Origin of the sequence: Martelella mediterranea DSM 17316, from assembly GCF_002043005.1 — a bacterium.
Lineage (GTDB): Bacteria > Pseudomonadota > Alphaproteobacteria > Rhizobiales > Rhizobiaceae > Martelella > Martelella mediterranea.
In genome coordinates this window covers 2,039,305-2,056,936 of the sequence record NZ_CP020330.1, presented here as the reverse complement: position 1 = coordinate 2,056,936, position 17,632 = coordinate 2,039,305, and the positions used below count along the sequence as shown (strand labels likewise).

At 62.3% G+C, this 17,632-nt stretch carries 15 protein-coding genes; 14 read left to right on the top strand and 1 reads right to left on the bottom strand.

Features of this window, described 5'->3' with window-relative positions:
* Nucleotides 1-204 precede the first annotated feature (204 nt).
* The 7 genes from Mame_RS09585 to Mame_RS09555 all read left to right on the top strand — a co-directional run bounded on the left by Mame_RS09585 (nt 205) and on the right by Mame_RS09555 (nt 7,895).
* Nucleotides 205-1,089, top strand: a complete 885-nt coding sequence (locus Mame_RS09585; protein ID WP_018062891.1) for an AraC family transcriptional regulator — start codon at nt 205-207, stop codon at nt 1,087-1,089.
* Nucleotides 1,090-1,185: 96 nt separating this feature from the next.
* The gene (locus Mame_RS09580) at nt 1,186-2,100 is read left to right on the top strand and encodes an ABC transporter substrate-binding protein (protein ID WP_018062892.1); all 915 of its coding nucleotides are present in this window, start codon (nt 1,186-1,188) and stop codon (nt 2,098-2,100) included.
* A gap of 74 nt (nt 2,101-2,174) precedes the next feature.
* Entirely contained in the window at nt 2,175-3,677 is a 1,503-nt protein-coding gene (locus tag Mame_RS09575) for a sugar ABC transporter ATP-binding protein (RefSeq protein WP_018062893.1), read from the top strand.
* Nucleotides 3,667-4,653, top strand: coding sequence for an ABC transporter permease (locus tag Mame_RS09570; protein WP_018062894.1), 987 nt, complete (start codon nt 3,667-3,669; stop codon nt 4,651-4,653). The genes Mame_RS09575 and Mame_RS09570 overlap by 11 nt, the downstream gene beginning before the upstream one ends.
* A gap of 45 nt (nt 4,654-4,698) precedes the next feature.
* A complete protein-coding gene (locus tag Mame_RS09565; RefSeq protein WP_018062895.1) occupies nt 4,699-5,430 on the top strand; it encodes an SDR family oxidoreductase in 732 nt (243 codons plus the stop codon).
* Between the two features lie 25 nt (nt 5,431-5,455).
* Complete coding sequence (locus tag Mame_RS09560; protein ID WP_018062896.1) at nt 5,456-7,078, top strand: FGGY-family carbohydrate kinase; 1,623 nt, start codon at nt 5,456-5,458, stop codon at nt 7,076-7,078.
* A 91-nt stretch (nt 7,079-7,169) separates the two neighbouring features.
* Nucleotides 7,170-7,895: an SDR family oxidoreductase gene (locus Mame_RS09555; protein ID WP_026173150.1), complete on the top strand. Its 726-nt coding sequence runs from the start codon at nt 7,170-7,172 to the stop codon at nt 7,893-7,895.
* Between the two features lie 78 nt (nt 7,896-7,973).
* Here the strand turns inward: Mame_RS09555 and Mame_RS09550 are convergent, their stop codons facing one another.
* Nucleotides 7,974-9,179, bottom strand: a complete 1,206-nt coding sequence (locus Mame_RS09550) for an autotransporter outer membrane beta-barrel domain-containing protein (RefSeq protein WP_079920748.1) — start codon at nt 9,177-9,179, stop codon at nt 7,974-7,976.
* A 342-nt stretch (nt 9,180-9,521) separates the two neighbouring features.
* Here Mame_RS09550 and Mame_RS09545 point away from each other — a divergent pair, with 342 nt between their 5' ends.
* The 7 genes from Mame_RS09545 (at nt 9,522) to Mame_RS09515 (ending at nt 17,630) form a co-directional block, all read left to right on the top strand.
* A complete protein-coding gene (locus Mame_RS09545; RefSeq protein WP_018062899.1) occupies nt 9,522-10,271 on the top strand; it encodes a GntR family transcriptional regulator in 750 nt (249 codons plus the stop codon).
* A 70-nt stretch (nt 10,272-10,341) separates the two neighbouring features.
* Nucleotides 10,342-11,877, top strand: coding sequence for a putative N-acetylmannosamine-6-phosphate 2-epimerase (locus Mame_RS09540; protein WP_018062900.1), 1,536 nt, complete (start codon nt 10,342-10,344; stop codon nt 11,875-11,877).
* A 36-nt stretch (nt 11,878-11,913) separates the two neighbouring features.
* A complete protein-coding gene (locus tag Mame_RS09535; protein WP_018062901.1) occupies nt 11,914-13,236 on the top strand; it encodes an extracellular solute-binding protein in 1,323 nt (440 codons plus the stop codon).
* Nucleotides 13,237-13,314: 78 nt separating this feature from the next.
* Complete coding sequence (locus Mame_RS09530; protein WP_018062902.1) at nt 13,315-14,187, top strand: carbohydrate ABC transporter permease; 873 nt, start codon at nt 13,315-13,317, stop codon at nt 14,185-14,187.
* Nucleotides 14,184-15,005 carry a carbohydrate ABC transporter permease gene (locus Mame_RS09525; RefSeq protein WP_018062903.1) on the top strand — a complete coding sequence of 274 codons (822 nt, stop codon included), beginning with the start codon at nt 14,184-14,186 and terminating at the stop codon, nt 15,003-15,005. The genes Mame_RS09530 and Mame_RS09525 overlap by 4 nt, the downstream gene beginning before the upstream one ends.
* Before the next feature lie 171 nt (nt 15,006-15,176).
* Nucleotides 15,177-16,241, top strand: a complete 1,065-nt coding sequence (locus tag Mame_RS09520; RefSeq protein ID WP_018062904.1) for a LacI family DNA-binding transcriptional regulator — start codon at nt 15,177-15,179, stop codon at nt 16,239-16,241.
* A 117-nt stretch (nt 16,242-16,358) separates the two neighbouring features.
* Nucleotides 16,359-17,630: an ABC transporter substrate-binding protein gene (locus Mame_RS09515; protein WP_018062905.1), complete on the top strand. Its 1,272-nt coding sequence runs from the start codon at nt 16,359-16,361 to the stop codon at nt 17,628-17,630.
* Nucleotides 17,631-17,632: the final 2 nt, after the last annotated feature.

The window sequence follows — 17,632 nt, the reverse complement described above, 5'->3', positions numbered from 1 at the left end:
TGAGGCTGCTGCATTGCGGCCGCCTCAGGCGCGCTCACAAACGCCACCCTTTCAATTTCGAATAATTCCCGGTCAAAAAAGTATCAGTAAATTTTCCGTGGTGATGTTGAGGCAAACGGTGGCCGCAGCGTAGTGTTTCTCCAACGTTGATGCCGTGGAGGGAGCCACGGCAAACGCCGCCAGTCGGCGAGGGAGGATCAGAGGATGCAACCGGATCTGGAGCTTGTTCATATTCGCAAGGGTGAGTCCTTCGCGGCATGGAAGCACGGCTACCCGTTCCGCACCGTCCGCTGGCACTATCATCCCGAGTACGAAATTCATCTTGTCGTGGATACCTCGGGCAAATTCTATATCGGCGACTTCATCGGCGATTTCGGTCCCGGCCAGTTGATCATGACCGGCCCCAACCTGCCGCAGAACTGGATCAGCGATATCGAGCACGACGAAACCGTCCCATTACGCTCGCTGATCATCCAGTTTCCCGAAAAATTCATCGAGGACGCCTGCGCGGCGATGCCGGAGATGCAGGCGATCCGCCCGCTTTTGGAGCGCAGCCATCGCGGCCTGCTCTTCGACGACGCAACGAGCCGGGCCGTGCGGCCGCTGCTTGAACGGCTGATCGAGGCGCGCGGCATGCAGCGCCTGTCGCTGTTCTGGCAAATCCTCGACATTCTGGCCGAGTCCGAGGATCCGGAAGTGCTCGCAAGCCTCAGCTACGAGCTCGACCTTTCCGATATCGATTCCCGCGGGGTCAACCGCGCCATCGCCTATCTGCGCGAGCACCTGACGGAACCGGTGGACGAAAGCGAGCTCGCCGACCTCGTGGGACAGAGCCCGAGCGCCTTTTCGCGCGCCTTCAAGCGGCACACGGGCACAACGCTGGTGCGTTACAAGAACCAGTTGCGGATCGATCTCGCCTGCCGGCTTCTTCTCGATTCAGAGGAGATCAAGGTCGCCGAGATCTGCTACGAGGTCGGGTTTTCGAACCTGTCCAACTTCAATCGCCACTTCCTGAAGTTCAAGGGCATGTCGCCCTCGCAGTTCAGGACGACCTTTGCGGCCAACGGGGCTCTGGCCATGGCCGACTAGGCGCAGACCAACAACCGGAATTCAGCAATTCGGGCGACATGGTGTTGTCCGGAAACGGGCGGCCTTTGCCTGCCCTCACCAACGGGAGGACCTGATATGAATATCGTGACCAAGACACTGACCGCTGCAGCGCTCGCCGCGACGACCGCGTTGCCGGCCATGGCCCAGGATGACGGCCTGAAGATCGGCATGACCTTTCAGGAGATGAACAACCCCTATTTCGTCTCGATGAAGGAAGCGCTGGACGAAGCCGCCGCCAGCCTCGGCGCCGAGGTGATCGTCACCGATGCCGGCCATGACGTCGCCAAGCAGATTTCCGATGTCGAGGACATGCTGCAGCAGAATATCGACATTCTTTTGCTGAACCCGACCGACAGCGCCGGCGTCGAATCCGCCGTCAACATGGCCAAGCAGCAGGGCGTGATCGTGGTGGCGGTGGACGCCAATGCCGCGGGCCCCGTCGACACCTTCGTCGGCTCCAAGAACCGCGATGCCGGCTACCAGTCGTGCAAATATCTCGGCGAGGCGCTCGGCGGCTCGGGCGAAGTTGCGATCCTCGACGGCATTCCGGTGATCCCGATCCTTCAGCGTGTCGAAGGCTGCAAGGCCGCGCTTGATGAGTTCGACGGCATTGAGCTGGTCGACGTCCAGAACGGCCGCCAGGACCGTTCGGTGGCGCTGGGCGTGGTCGAGAACATGATCCAGTCGCACCCCGATCTCGCCGGCATCTTTTCCGTCAATGACGGCGGCGCGATGGGCGCGATGGCGGCCATCCAGGGTTCCGGCAAGGACATCAAGCTGACTTCGGTCGATGGCGCGCCTGAAGCCGTCAAGGCGATCAGCGACGGCACGCCCTTCATCGAAACCACCGCGCAGTTCCCGCGCGACCAGGTGCGCGTCGGCCTTGCCATGGCGCTTGCCCAGAAATGGGGCGCCCGCGTTGTGCCGGCCGAGGTTCCGATCGACGTTCGCGTGGTCGACAGCGAGAACGCAGCCGACTTCAGCTGGTAACGTCTCCTCCGGGCCGCCCCCGCGTTCTTCATGAACCGGGGGCGGGCTTCCTCTTCCATGCTCGGGAAAAGATCATGCTGGAATTGAACGGGATCAAGAAAAGCTTCGGAAAGATCGAGGTCCTGCACGGCGTGGACCTTCATGTCGAGGCGGGTGAAATCCATGCGCTTCTGGGCGAAAACGGCGCCGGCAAGTCGACTCTCATGAAGATCGTCTCCGGCATTTTCCGGCCGAGCGAGGGCGTAATTCGCGTTGACGGAAAAGAGCGCCATTTCGCCGATTATGACGAGGCGATCGACGCCGGCATCGGCATCGTCTTCCAGGAATTCAGCCTTATCCCCTATCTCACCGCCGTCGAGAACATGTTTCTCGCGCGCGAGATCAGCAACCGCTTCGGCCTTCTCGACCGCAAAGCCATGCATAAGCGCGCCCGCGCGATCCTGCGCCAGCTCGATGTCGACCTTCCGCTCGATGTTCCGGTCGGCCGGCTTTCGGTCGCCGAACAGCAATTCGTCGAAATCGCCAAGGCGCTGTCGCTCAATGCGCGGATCCTGGTGCTGGACGAGCCGACGGCAACGCTGACGCCATCGGAGGTCGAGCACCTGTTCAAGGTCATGCGCGAATTGCGCGGCCGGGGCGTCGCGGTGGTGTTCATATCGCATCATCTCGAGGAGATTTTCGAGATCTGCGACCGCATCACCGTGCTGCGCGACGGAGAATTCGTCGCCACCTGTCGCGTCGCCGATGTCGATCACGACCGGCTCGTCGAAATGATGGTCGGACGGCGCATCGAAAACAGCTTTCCGCCCAAACCGGAGCCAAGGCCGGATGCCGCCATGCGCCTTGAGGTCAAGGAACTCCAGTTGCGCAAGGGCGGGCCGGTCTCGAAGTTCGAACTGCGCGAGGGCGAGATTGTCGGTTTTGCCGGTCTAGTCGGCTCCGGCCGCACGGAAACAGCGCTGGCCATGCTCGGGGCCCATCCGGCAAGCCGCTGCAAGATGCTGATCGACGGCGTGGAAACGCGCCTCTCCTCACCGGCAGACGGTCTGGCGCGCGGCATCGGGCTGCTGCCGGAAAGCCGCAAGACCGAAGGGCTGATCACCAGCTTTTCGATCGTCCAGAACATTTCGCTCAACAATTACCGCAAATATCGCGCGGCCCGCTTCTTCATCGACATGAAGAAGGAGATGCTGTCGACGCAAACCGCGATGGATCAGGTGCGCGTCAAGGCGCAAGGCCCCCGCGCCCGGGTCGACACGCTGTCCGGCGGCAACCAGCAGAAGGTGGTGATCGCCCGCTGGCTGAACCACGACATGAAGGTCCTGATCTTCGATGAGCCGACGCGCGGCATCGATGTCGGCGCAAAGGCCGAGATCTACCAGCTGATGCGGGAATTCTCGGCCAAGGGTTATTCGATCATCATGATCTCGTCGGAGCTTCCGGAAATCGTCGGCATGTCCGACCGGGTCTGCGTTTTCCGCCAGGGCGGCATCGTCGCCACCGTCGAGGGCGAGAACATAAATTCGGAAGAAATAATGAAGCATGCAACCACCGGGAGGGTTCAACATGTCGCATGATGCAAATGCCAATGCGGCCGACGCGGACGACAAGGCAACCGAAAGAAACTGGAGCGCGCTGCTTCATTCGCCGTTGGTACTGCCTCTCGCCGGGCTGATCGTCGTCTCGATCCTGATGGGGATCGCCAGCGACAACTTCTTCAGCGTCTCCAATATCTTCAACGTGCTGAGGCAGGTTTCGATCGTCGGCATTCTGGCGGTGGGCATGACCTTCGTCATCCTCACCGGCGGCATTGATCTGTCCGTCGGCGCGGTGATGGCGTTTGCCGGAACGATCGCGGCGGGCCTGATGGTCAATATGGGGATGCCCGGATGGGTGGGACTTCTGGCCGGCATCGGCGTCGGCATCGGCCTCGGGATCTTCAACGGCGTGCTGGTGGCCTGGGGACGCATGCCGGCGATCATCGTCACCCTTGCCACGATGGGCATCGCCCGCGGCCTGGGCCTGATCTACTCCGGCGGTTATCCGATCAGCGGCCTGCCCTCCTGGATCGCCTGGTTCGGCATCGGGCGGATCGGCAACGTGCCGGTTCCCGTGATCCTGATGTTCATCGTCTACGCGCTCGCCTGGGTGCTGCTGCAGCGCACGCCCTTCGGCCGTCATGTCTATGCCATCGGCGGCAACGAGACGGCGGCAAGGCTCTCCGGCGTGAAGACCCAGTATGTGAAATTCGCCGTCTACGCGATCTCGGGTCTGACGGCGGCGCTTGCGGCGGTGGTGCTGACGGGGCGTCTGATGTCCGGCCAGCCCAATGCCGGCGTCGGCTTCGAACTCGACGCGATCGCCGCAGTGGTCCTCGGCGGAACCGCGATTGCCGGCGGACGCGGCCTGGTGCTCGGCACGCTGATCGGCGCGGTACTTCTCGGCATCCTCAACAACGGCCTGAACCTGATGGGGATCAACCCCTATCTGCAGGACGTGATCAAGGGCTTCATCATCCTGCTCGCCATCTATATCGGCCGCGAGTGGCGCTGAAACGGTTTCAAAAACAACAACAAACGCAGATTCTAGGAGAAAAGAATGTCTGTTTCGCTGGATGGCAAGATCGCCGTCATTACCGGTGCGGCCTCGGGAATAGGGCTTGCCACAACCGAAAAGCTTCTGGCCGCAGGCGCGACGGTGGTGATGGTCGACCGCAACGAAAAGGCGCTTGATGAACTCGTCGCCCGCCTCGGACCCAGGGCCGTCGCGCAGGTCACCGATCTCCTGGATTTCGACAGCTGCAACGCCATGGTGCCCGAAATCCTGCAGAAGGTCGATCACATCGATATTCTCTACTGCAATGCCGGCACCTATATCGGCGGCGATCTGGTCGATACCGATCCGGCCACGATCGACCGCATGCTGAACCTCAACGTCAACGCGGTGATGAAGAACGTCCATGCCGTGGTGCCGCATATGAGCGAACGCAAGACCGGCGATATCATCGTCACCTGCTCGATCGCGGGCCATTTCCCGGCCTATTGGGAGCCGATCTACACATCGTCGAAATGGGCCATCACCTGCTTCGTGCAGACCATGCGCCGCCAGATGATCCCGCATGGCGTGCGCGTGGGGCAGGTTTCGCCCGGCCCCGTGGTGTCCGCGCTTCTTGCCGACTGGCCCGAGGAAAACCTGCGCAAGGCCAAGGAAGCAGGCGCGCTGATCGACCCGGAAGAAGTCGCCGACGCGGTCGAGTACATGCTGACCCGCAAGCGCACCGTCACCATTCGTGACATGATCGTGCTGCCGACGGCTTTCGACAGGGTTTGATACTGGCGCTGACAAGGAGAGACGCGTGACCGGCTATTTCGTGGGCATCGATGTGGGCACAGGCTCGGCCAGAGCCGGCGTTTTCGACGCGGCGGGCAATCTGCTGGCCACGGCCAAGCGCCCCATCGACATCCACCGCGCTGATGGCGGCATCGTCGAGCAATCCAGCGAGCAGATCTGGCAGGCCGTCTGCGCCTCCGTCGCCGAGGCGGTGGGCGCTTCGGCGGTCGACCCCTTAAATATCAAAGGCGTCGGCTTTGACGCCACCTGCTCGCTGGTGGTGCGCGGGCCGGACGGGCCGCTCCCGGTCGGCGATCATCCCGACCGCGATATCATCGTCTGGATGGATCACCGCGCGGTCGAACAGGCCGAACGGATCAACAGCGGACGGCATGACGTGCTGCGCTATGTCGGCGGCCGGATATCCCCGGAAATGGAAACCCCGAAGCTTCTGTGGCTGAAGGAAAACCGCCCGGAGACTTTTGGTGCGGCGGAGCATTTCTTCGACCTGACCGATTTCCTGACATGGAAGGCGAGCGGGGCGACGGAACGCTCCGCCTGCACCGTGACCTGTAAATGGACATATCTTGCCCATGAAACCCGCTGGGACGCGGATTATTTCCGCCGGATCGGCCTTGAAGACCTCGCCGACGAAGACTTTGCCCGTATCGGCCGGACGGTTGTCGATCCCGGTACGGCCCTTGGCCACGGCCTGACGGCGGAAGCCGCCGAGGCCATGGGCCTTCACGCCGGCACGGCCGTCGCCGCCGGCCTGATCGATGCCCATGCCGGCGGCATTGGCACGGTGGGCGCCAGCGGCGGGGCCGGCGATCCGACGCGCGCCATGGCCTATGTCTTCGGCACCTCCTCCTGCACCATGACCACGACCCGCGACCCCGCTTTCGTTCCCGGCGTCTGGGGTCCGTATTATTCCGCCATGGTGCCCGGCATGTGGCTGAACGAGGGCGGGCAATCGGCCGCGGGTGCTGCGATCGATCAGCTCGTTCGCCTCCATCCCCATTTCGCAGAAGCCGAAACGAAAGCGAAACAGGACGGCAAAAGCCTGCCCGCATGGCTGGCCGACCGGGCGCTGGCCATTGTCGCCGCGCCGAGCGATGCCGTTCGCCTTGCCGACGACCTGCATGTGGTGCCGGAATTTCTCGGCAACCGCGCGCCCTTCGCCGATCCGCATGCCCGCGCGGTCATCATGGGCCAGGGCATGGAGAGCGGCGCGGACAATCTGGTGGCGCTTTACGTCGCCGGTATTTGCGGCCTTGGCTACGGCTTGCGGCAGATCATCGAGACCCAGGCGGAGAATGGCGCGACCATTGACGCGATTTCCGTCAGCGGCGGCGGCGGCGCGCACCCCTTGAGCCGACAGATGCTGGCCGATGCCACCGGCTATCCGGTCGAGATCACCGCCTGCCCCGAGCCGGTTCTGCTCGGATCGGCCATGCTGGGGGCGGTCGCGGCCGGCAGCTATCCGAACCTGCAAGCGGCGATGCCGACCATGTCCCGCGTCGAAACGCGATGCCATCCGGCAGAAGGGCTCAATCGCCGCCTGCACGACAATCGCTATCAGGCGTTCCTGACCCTGCAGCGCAACGCACGGGAGATACGCCAGACGACAATGGCGCTTCTCGAATAGGCGCAATCACACCGGAGCGGGTCCCGCTCCATATTTTGGTTTAGGAACGCATCTTCGCCACTGGCCGCGAAATGCGGCAATGGAGGCCATCATGCAATTTTCCGGAAAAACCGTCATCATCACCGGCGCGGGCAAGGGGATCGGGCGCGCCTGCGCCGAGCTCATGGCCGCGCGCGGCGCCGAGGTGGTCGCCCTCAGCCGCACCATGAGCGATCTCGAAAACCTCAAGGCCGAGATCGGCTGCCGCATCGTTCAGGTCGATCTGCAGGACCCGAAGGCCGCCCGCGCCGCCATGGCCGAAGCCGGCACCGCGGATTATCTGATCAACAGCGCAGGGATCAACGTGCTGGAAAGCACGTTCGACATGACCGACGAGGGCTATGAGGCCGTGCTGGGCATCAATCTGCGCGCGGCGCTGATCACCTGCCAGGAATTCGCGCGGGCCCGACGCGCGGCCGGCGGCGGCGGGGCGATCGTCAACATCACCTCGATCGCCGGGCATCGCGGTTTCTCGGAACATCTCTGCTACGCCGCCTCCAAGGCCGGTCTTGAAGGCGCGACGCGGGTGATGGCCAAGGAACTCGGCCCGCACAATATCCGCGTCAACGCCGTCGCCCCGACGATCACGCTGACCGAACTCGCCGTTGAAGCCTGGAGCGATCCGGCCAAGAGCGAGCCGATGATGGTGCGCCATCCGCTCGGACGGTTTGCCGAGGCCGACCATGTCGCCGCCAGCATCGCGATGCTGCTTTCGGATGACTGCGCGATGGTCACGGGCGCGGTGCTGCCGATCGACGGCGGCTTCCTGGCGGTGTGAACTCTGGCCGTTGCTTGCTTCAAACGACCGAAATGCGGTTCCGGATAGGCCGCCAAAGGCGGTTTCCCTTACCGGTTCTCAGAACTTGACACTTAGCAACGCCGTCAGGTTCTGGCTCCGGGCGCTGTCGCCAAACTCGCCAGTATAGGTGATGCCAACGCTGACCCTATCCTGCAACGCGGTTTGCCAGCCGACCGAGAACACAGCATGGTCAACCGCATGCGGCGTGCCGGTCACGCCGAAGGGATCGCCTCCCGAAAACGCCACCATCGTATCCGAATCGAGATCGCCATAACCATGGCGCCATCCGACCGACGACGTGATCTGGCTCTCATAGCTGCCGAGCGCGAATTCGTGAGCCCCGCTGAGGCCTATCGTGGTGAACCCGGTATCCATGGTCTGGCTCAAAGAAGACAACACAGCAAACCGGCCCGTTTCCGTGAACGCATCCGCTTTCTGATGGACATAGACAACATCCAGGAATGGCCCGAACTGGAAAGTGTCGGTGATCTCGAACGCATAGCTGATGCCGCCGAAAAGCTGGAAGGTCCCGCCATCAAAGCGGCCCCTGATCCGCTCGGACAGTTGCAGGAACTCGATGTCGCGCCGGCTTGACGCGTCGCGCCAGATATAGGCCGCGCCGAAATCGACATCGAAGCCGCTGAAAACGCCGCCGCCATAGATGCCGACCGTAAAGTCGTCGGACGTTCCCCTGGCATTTCCCTCGTCGACCTCGTAGCTCGAATGACCGTAGCCGGCAAGCGCGCCAAAGCGCATGTTGGACAACGCCGCGACATCGCCGCCGACGAAGACGCTGTTCGATTTCCAGTCATAGGTGCGCGTGCCCTTTTCGTTGGTCCAACTGGCCCGGCTGCTGATCACTTTCCCTAGCCCGGCTCCCCTGCGGATCGGGTCATTTTTGGGTTCGCCCTGGCCGGATGCGACTGCATCGACACTGCCGCCGGTGGTCTCAACCGGCGCGCGGGCATCCGTGATCACGGGAGAAATATCATTCTGGAAAAGGGTCTTTGAAGCGGGAGCGACCTCGCATTGCTGGCGACGGTGCCCGGTTGGGATGCTAACGCTGCCGTCGTTGGACACGGTGTTCAACTCACAGCTCTGCGCATGAGCCACGCCTGACCCTCCGGGAAACGCGCCGCCGTGAAGGAAAAGGCAGCCAGCCACCGCCCCGCCGACGACCATGCGGAAGAGTCGTGACTGCGGTTCTTGAAGCCACTGTCTCAATGCGAGAACGGACCCTTCCCTGTGCTGCGCCAAGGTCATCAAAATACCTCCGGCAACATGCCGACAACGGCAACCGCCCTCGGCATAGCCTTAATTCGAATTTATACTACATGTACCTTCAATATCTTCTATTTTATATTTATGTTTAATCAATATCAATAAACTTTTCTGGCTATTTTAATTTTTATTAATAGTAATTATTGTGATATGAACATGTATATACCGATATTTATTACTATTTTTACTTATAATCTTTGCAGTCCCCGGCAATCCAGCCAACGCGGAAATTAGGCTGCGGGTGGGCGACCTCGCAGATTTGCCATCCAGGGATAATACCAGTATAAGTCCACATAACTTTTTTTGGAGCCACCGGAATCACCCATGGCCGCGACGGATATTATCGAGCGGGTGCGCACTGCCCTTGCCGGCAGTTCAGCCGATATCCCCTTGTACAAGCGGCTGAAGGCGGCGCTTGAGCAGGTGATCCTGTCCAATGCGCTGCATGCCGGCGAGCGGTTGCCGGGTGAGCGGATTCTGGCCGATGCGCTGGGGCTTTCGCGGGTCACGGTGCGCAAGAGCTTTGCGCTGTTGCAGGAGGACGGGTTGCTCAGCCGCCGCCACGGCGCGAGAACGGAGATCGCCTCCAAGGTCGAAAAGACGCTATCGACGCTTACCAGCTTTTCGGAAGACATCCGCTCGCGCGGCATGGAGCCCGGATGTATCTGGCTTTCCAAGCTTATCAGCCGGCCTTCGCCCACCGAAATGATGGCGCTCGGCATCGGCGGCAGCGAGCAGATTTTGCGCATGCAGCGCATCCGCACGGCCGACGGCAAACCGATCGCGATCGAGATCGCCAGCGTGCCGCAGCGCTATCTGCCCGCGCCCGAACTGGTCGGAAATTCGCTCTATGAGGCGCTGGAGGCGCGCGGCTTTCTGCCGCAACGGGCGGTTCAGCGCATGCGCACCCGCGCGGCCTCGCGCGAGGACAGCGAACGGCTTGCCTGCCCGCCCGCCGCGCCGCTTCTGGTGACCGAGCGCCGCTGCTTCCTGGCGCAGGGCGAGGTCGTGGAATATTGCGAGACGCGCTATCGCGGCGATGTCTACGACTTCGTCTTCGAGCTTCAGCGATAATACCAGTCATAAACTGGTTGCATTCTGGTCTCTATTGCGTTGCTATGGGCAAAAAGCAGCGAGGACTCCGGTGCAGCCAGACATTCTGAAAAACAGCCTGATCGTGTCATGCCAGCCCGTGCCCGGCGGGCCGATGGACGAGCCGGTGTTCGTGGCGGGGTTTGCCATGGCGGCTGTCGCGGCCGGTGCGAGCGCGCTGAGGATCGAATCCGCGCGCTATGTCCGTGCCGTACGCGAGAAGGTCGACGTGCCGATCATCGGCATCGTCAAGCGCGACCTTGAAGACAGCCCGGTTCGCATCACGCCGTTCATCTCCGATGTTCAGGACCTGGCGGACGCAGGCGCGGATATCATAGCGATCGACGCGACCGACAGGCCGCGCCCGGAAACCCTTGCCGATCTCGTCGTCGCGGCCCGGGCGCTGGGCAAGCTCACCATGGCCGATTGCTCCTCGCTCGAAGACGCGCGCCATGCGCTGGATTGCGGCATGGATTTCGTCGGCACCACGTTGTCCGGCTATGTCGGCGGCCCCGAGCCGGATGATCCGGATATCGCGTTGATCACCGAAATGGCCCGGCTCACGCCCTATGTCATTGCCGAGGGCCGAATCCGCACGCCGCAGCAGGCCGCCGATGCCGCCCGCGCCGGGGCCTTTGCGGTCACGGTCGGCTCCGCCATCACCCGCACCGAGCACACCACCGCCTGGTTCCGCGACGCGCTCGCCGACGCCTACGGCACTGCCGACGACCGGCCGGTTCTGGCCATCGATATCGGCGGAACGAAGTCGATGGCGGCGTTGATCTCCGGCGGCAAAGTGCTTGAGCGGACCAGGGTGCCGACGGCGGTCGGCGGCACGCCCGACGGCTGGCTTTCCGCCATCCACGCAGCCACCGGCGGCTGGCATGGCCGCTATGGCGCGGTCGGTATTGCGGCCACGGGGCTCGTGGAAGATGGCGTTTGGCAGGCGCTGAACCGGGCCACGCTCAATATTCCAGACCGCTACCCCCTGAAGGAAAAAGCCGAGAGCCTGTTCGGCGCGCCGGCCCTTGCGGTCAACGATGCCCAGGCGGCGGCCTGGGGCGAATATCTGGCGACCGGCAAGACGATGGGCACCATCGTGTTTCTGACGATCTCGACGGGCATCGGCGGCGGCGTTGTCAGCAAGGGCGCGCTGATGACCGGACTTGCCGGACATTTCGGCCTGACCCGCAGCGCTTCCGGCGGCGCTACGCCCTTTGAGGACCGGGTCTCCGGCAAGTTCATTGCCGCCGAAGCTGCCCGTCTTGGCCACGAAGAAGACACGCCGGCGGTGTTCAAGGCCGCCGCCGATGGCGAGGCCTGGGCCGCTGATATTGTCGACGGCTCGGCAGCCAAGGTCGCGACGCTCTGCGGCGATATCAAGCTGATGTTCGACCCCGACGCCATCGTCATCGGCGGCGGCATCGGGCTCGCCGACGGCTTTCTCACCCGTATTTCACAGCATCTCGCCGCATTGCCGCCCCGGTTGAGGCCGGAACTCGTCTCGGCGCGCTGCGGGGCCGAGGCCGGACTGATCGGCGTCGCCGATCTGGCGCGCGGCAACAATCAAGGCAAGTGCATCATCTGAAGACTGAAGAAACCCAATAAGAGAAGGGAACTCAACATGATCAAGAAAACGACACTGGCGGCGATCGCCGCGCTTATGGCCGGCACCGCCCTGCCCAATATCGCCAATGCCACGGTCACCGTGCTCGGCTGGCCGGGCGGCTCGGAAGAGGCTGCCCTGCGCGCCGCGACCGAGGTCTACAACGAAACCGCCTCAGACGAGGACAAGGTCGAGCTGATCTTCTTCAGCCGCGACGGCTTTTACGACAAGCTGCAGGCCGACCTCGCCGCCGGCTCCGATGCCTTCGACATCAACCTGATCGCCACCTATTCGATCGGCCGCTACGCCCCCTATATGGAGCCGATCGACCTTGGCGATGCAGCGGAAAGCGTATTCGGCAAGGCGGTTCTGGAAACCATGCAGTATGAGGGCAAGCAGTATGGCGTGCCGACCGACCTCTCGCTGCACTTCATGTATTACCGCACCGACCTGATGGACGAGTTGCTGGGCGACGACGACGCCAAGACCGAATATTCGAAGATCGCCGAGGAATATCTCGGCAAGGCGATGGAACCAAAGCCCGCCAACGAATGGACCTGGGATGATTGGGCGGCGACCGCGCTCTATTTCACCAAATCCGTCAATAGCGACAGCCCGGTGCGCTACGGCACGGTTCTGCAGATGAAGAACCTGCTGTTCAACATGATGGTGTTCCAGTCGCTGCCGCGTTCCTATGGCGCCGACTGGCGCGATGCGGAGGGCAACGTGACCATCGATTCCGAGGGCTATCGCAAGGGCCTCGAACTTTACAAGACGCTCTATGATGCCGGCGCGACGCCGAAGGATTCGCTGTCCTACGAATATGCCGAAACCAATGCGGCCTTCGCCTCCGGCCAGGTGGCGACCGCCCTGCAATGGAATGCGGCGGCAGCCGAGCTGACCGATCCCGAAAAGACGCCGGCCGTCGCCGATGTCACCGGCGTGGTCGCCCCGCCGGCGGGCCCGGAAGGCCGCGCCGACCATATCCACGGTCTCGGCCTCGGCCTCAACAAGAACGCGGCGAACAAGGAAGGCGCGCTGAAATTTCTGCAATGGCTCGCCACCGAAGACGCTGCCCTGCTCTACGCCGAAAACGGCGGCTCGCCCGCGCTGATGCCCGATGTGGTCGCCAAAATCGCCGAAGAGCGGCCGGATCTGGTGGACCTCGGCAATTTCGCCAGCCAGTATGGCTATGTGATGGATGGCGGCACCTCGGCCAACGCGCTGTCGATCTACGAGGTACAGGCGCGCGAATTCACCGGCTACTGGTCCGGCCAGCAGAGCCTCGACGAGGCGCTCGCCAACACCAAGGCGGAAATGGAAAAACTGCTGAACCAGTAACAGGAAACCCCATGGCGGCGGCGATCGCCGCCGCCATGACGGCTCCCGGATAAACGATGAAGATCGGCGGTTAACCTCATGCAACTTGTGAAACCGGGCGAAGGACGGCTGTTTCTGTCGCCGCTCGTCATATTCCTGCTGCTGTTTCTGGGCTTTCCGGCGATCGTCAACCTGGTCTACTCCATCTCGTCGGTCTCCTTCGAGAATCTCCGCGCTCCGGAACTCAGCGGGCTTGGAAACTATCTGGAGGTGCTGAACGACCGCTACTTCTGGCAGGCCTCGTGGTTCTCGCTGCGCTTCGGCATCATCACGGCGCTTGCGGAATGCGTGATCGGCCTGTTCCTGGCGATCTTCCTCAATCCGCTTCTCGGCAAGCGGCCCTATCTGATGGCGCCGCTGATGCTGCCGCTGATGGTCGCGCCCGCCATGGTCGGCCTGATGTACCGGCTGGTGCTGCATGAGTTTGCCGGTCCCGTTCCCTATTATCTGTGGATGTGGTTCGGCAACAGTCCGGCCTTCCTCGATGCCGACAACGCCTTCAAGACGCTCGTCGTCATTGAAACGCTGCAATGGACGCCGTTCGCGTTTCTGCTGTTCCACACCGCCTATTCCGCGATACCGACAGACGTGCGGGAAGCCGCATCGCTCGACGGCGCGCGCGGATGGATGATGCTGACCAGGATCGAACTGCCGCTGATCATGCCGACGCTGGCGATCGCCTTCTTCATCCGCTTCATCGACGGGTTCCGGGTGTTCGACAACATCTATGCGCTCACCGGCGCCGGCGCGGGCGGCTCCACGACATCGCTGTCGATATACATCTATCAGGCCTTCTTCAAGCAGGGCGCGATCGGCAAGGCCGTCGCCGCCTCCGTTATCCTGTTCATCGCCTCGCTTGTCGTGCTCTATGCCCTGACAGCGTTTGGCGGACGCAGAAAGGGCCGATCATGATGAAGACGCTGCGCTGGATCGTATTCGCCATCGCCGCGATCGCGATGAACTTCCCGGTGATCGTGACGCTGATCACCTCGTTCAAGAGCGCGCGCGAAATCAGTTCCAATGCCGGGCTCTGGATCAACAGCCCGACGCTTTCCAACTATATCTCGGTGCTGACCGACACGACCCGGTTCAACATCTGGCTTTACCTGTTCAACAGCACGGTCGCGGCGCTGATCGGCACCGTGCTGGCGATGATCCTGACCTTCCCCGCGGCCTATGCCATTGCCCGGTCGGAGGTCGGCCGAAAGGTCCTGTTTCCCGTCGTCGTCAATTTGCGCGCCGTGCCGCTGATCATCTTCGCGATCCCGCTCTACATGATGTATCAGTGGCTCGGTCTGCTCGACACCCGGATCGGCCTCGGGCTTATCCTCACGATCGTCAACATACCGCTGGCGCTCGTCATCCTCGTCAACGCCATTTCCGAAGTGCCGATCGAACTCGATGAGGCCGCCAAGGTCGACGGCGCGTCGACGCCGCAGATCCTTCGAAAGGTCATATGGCCGGTGGTCCGCCCCGCGCTGCTGACGACCTTCATCTTCGGCTTCATCACCGCCTGGAACGAGTTCCTGTTCGGCCTGATGCTGACCACCAGCAAGGCCGTTCCGATGACGGTCGGCGCCTCGTTCTTCTTCGCCGCCAGCGGCGGTGGCGTCAACTGGGGCACGGCCTCCGCTGTCATGGTCATCGGCGCGCTGCCGCCCGCCGTGATCGGGCTTTTGATGTACAAGCAGATCTTCGGCTCGATGACCACTGGTGCGGTAAAAGGTTAGGCCTTGGCCGCGCAGCCCGGTTTTGTTCGGGCGCGCGGCGAAAACAGAGTGGGGCCCTTCCAGAAGGCCAGTGTCGAAACGCTCAGGAAAGGGTTGCGCTTCATCCACGTTTCGGTAAAAATTTACTAGACCTGCCAGACCATTGTGGTCCCGGCTGCTTCGGGGGAGATGATGGTCACAATCCGTGAAATTGCGAAGGCGGTCGGCGTTTCGGCCGGCACGGTTTCCCGCGTGCTGAACTACGACCCGACTTTGTCGGTGAGCGAGGCCAAGCGCAAGGCGATCATCGAGACCGCCGAGGCGCTGGATTACGCAACGCCGCGCAACCGCAATCGCCGCAAGCCCGCGCCGTTCCGCCAGCCGCAACCGACCGCCGCCATGCCCCGCATCGCCACGGTTCACTTCCTGGAGCGCGACGAGGAACTGATCGACCCCTATTATATCGGGGTGAGGCTGGGCATAGAACGGCGGTCGCAGCATTACCAGAGCGAGATCGTGAAGGTGTTTCACGCCGATCTTTTCAACGAGGGCAGCCTGCTGCAGGGCGTTGCCGGCATTATCGCCATCGGCAAGCACAGGCCGGCGGAGATCGCCTTTCTCGAGGAATGTTGCGACCATCTGGTGTTCGCCGATTTCCAGCCTTCGGACGAGCACTATGACTGTGTTTACAGCGACCTCGCGCTGGCGACCACGAAAATTCTCGACGGCCTCGCCGCTGCCGGCTATCGGCGCATCGCCTTCATCGGCGCGGAGGACCGGATCAGCTTTGGCGATGTGCCCTACAGCGAGGCGCGCTGCCGGGCCTATGTCGACTGGCAGAAGGCGCGCGGCACCTTCGACCCCACCCTGATCGCCCTCAACAATGACTGCAATGACGGGCAGAATCTGCGGCTCGAGGTCGGTTACGAGCATGCCCGCGACCTGCTCGACCGCGCCGAACGCCCGGATGTGATCCTCACCGCGAATGACAATATCGCGATTGGAACCGGGCGGGCACTGGCCGAGGCAGGACTTTCGGTGCCCGATGATATCGCCATCGCCTCCTTCAACGACATACCGGTCGCCCAGTTTCTCAATCCAGCGCTTTCCACCATGAAGATACCGGGCGAGGCCATCGGCGAATGCGCGGTCGACCTGCTGGTCGAGCGCATCAACGGGCGCGAATACACCAAGCGCGTAACCATCCCCGGCGAGATGATCTGGCGCGACAGCTGTCGCCATCCGCCCGCCGGGTAAATTTATTTACTGATTTTTACTAAAAATTTTATTGTCAAGTTTTCCAAATTGTAGTTAGCTTCCCGTGTGGGGCGGCATGGAGAGCCGTCGGGCAATTTGTCCAAACGGGAGGAACCAATGGATAAGCAGAAAGTGCTGGGCCGCATCACGGGTGTGGCTCTGTCGGGAGCATGTGTCTTCGGCGCGACCGCCGCCTTTGCGGGTGAGATCACCATCTGGTGCTGGGACCCCAATTTCAACGTCGCGATCATGAAGGAAGCGGGCGAGATCTACACCAAGTCTCACCCCGACACGACCTTCAATGTCGTCGACTTCGCCAAGACCGATGTCGAGCAGAAGCTGCAGACGGCGCTGGCCTCCGGCGCGACCAATGCGCTGCCGGATATCGTGCTGATCGAGGATTACGGCGCGCAGAAATATCTTCAGTCCTTCCCCGGCGCCTTTGCGGCCATGGATGGCGTTGTCGATTACGATGCCTTCGCGCCCTACAAGGTGCAGCTCATGACGGTTGGCGACAAGGTCTACGGCATGCCCTTCGACACCGGCGTCACCGGCATGTATTACCGCCGCGACTATCTGGAGGAAGCCGGTTTCACGCCCGAGGACATGCAGGACATCACCTGGGACCGGTTCATCGAGATCGGCAGGCAAGTCGAGGCCAAGACCGGCCACAAGATGACCACGCTCGACCTCAATGACGGCGGCATGACCCGGATCATGATGCAGTCGGCCGGAAGCTGGTATTTCGACGAAAACGGCGATCTCAATGTCCTCGACAACGCCGCGCTGAAGGCAGCACTCGAAACCCAGGCGAAGATCGCCGAGGAAGGCCTGATCTATCCGGCGACCGGCTGGTCGGACTATGTCAACGCCTTCACCTCCGGCAATGTCGCCTCGGTCATCACCGGCGTATGGATCACCGGCACGATCAAGGCGCAGGAGGACCAGTCCGGCAAATGGGGCGTCGCGCCCATTCCGAAGCTCGACGGCGTCGACGGCGCGGGCAACGCCTCCAATCTCGGCGGCTCGAGCTGGTACGTGCTCGACAGCTCCGATGTGAAGGACGAGGCGATCGATTTCCTCAACGAAATCTATGCCAAGGACACCGAATTCTACCAGAAAATCCTGGTCGAGCGCGGCGCCGTCGGCTCGCTTCTGGCCGCGCGCGAGGGCGAAGCCTATCAGGAAGCCGATCCGTTCTTCGGCGGCGAGAAGGTCTGGCAGAAGTTTTCCGACTGGCTGAACCAGATCCCGGCCGTCGATTACGGCATCTTCACCAACGAACTCGATGTCGCGGTCACCTCCAACCTGCAGTCGCTGATCGACGGCAAGCCGGTCGACGAGGTGCTGAAGGCGATCAACGATCAGGCCAAGTTCCAGATCCAGTAAAG

Coding starts and splice junctions, on each gene's coding strand:
- Mame_RS09585 (WP_018062891.1), top strand. CDS start 205: ATGCAACCGGATCTGGAGCTTGTTCATATTCGCAAGGGTGAGTCCTTC.
- Mame_RS09550 (WP_079920748.1), bottom strand. CDS start 9,179: ATGACCTTGGCGCAGCACAGGGAAGGGTCCGTTCTCGCATTGAGACAG.
- Mame_RS09570 (WP_018062894.1), top strand. CDS start 3,667: ATGTCGCATGATGCAAATGCCAATGCGGCCGACGCGGACGACAAGGCA.
- Mame_RS09535 (WP_018062901.1), top strand. CDS start 11,914: ATGATCAAGAAAACGACACTGGCGGCGATCGCCGCGCTTATGGCCGGC.
- Mame_RS09515 (WP_018062905.1), top strand. CDS start 16,359: ATGGATAAGCAGAAAGTGCTGGGCCGCATCACGGGTGTGGCTCTGTCG.
- Mame_RS09575 (WP_018062893.1), top strand. CDS start 2,175: ATGCTGGAATTGAACGGGATCAAGAAAAGCTTCGGAAAGATCGAGGTC.
- Mame_RS09530 (WP_018062902.1), top strand. CDS start 13,315: ATGCAACTTGTGAAACCGGGCGAAGGACGGCTGTTTCTGTCGCCGCTC.
- Mame_RS09580 (WP_018062892.1), top strand. CDS start 1,186: ATGAATATCGTGACCAAGACACTGACCGCTGCAGCGCTCGCCGCGACG.
- Mame_RS09545 (WP_018062899.1), top strand. CDS start 9,522: ATGGCCGCGACGGATATTATCGAGCGGGTGCGCACTGCCCTTGCCGGC.
- Mame_RS09525 (WP_018062903.1), top strand. CDS start 14,184: ATGATGAAGACGCTGCGCTGGATCGTATTCGCCATCGCCGCGATCGCG.
- Mame_RS09565 (WP_018062895.1), top strand. CDS start 4,699: ATGTCTGTTTCGCTGGATGGCAAGATCGCCGTCATTACCGGTGCGGCC.
- Mame_RS09520 (WP_018062904.1), top strand. CDS start 15,177: ATGGTCACAATCCGTGAAATTGCGAAGGCGGTCGGCGTTTCGGCCGGC.
- Mame_RS09555 (WP_026173150.1), top strand. CDS start 7,170: ATGCAATTTTCCGGAAAAACCGTCATCATCACCGGCGCGGGCAAGGGG.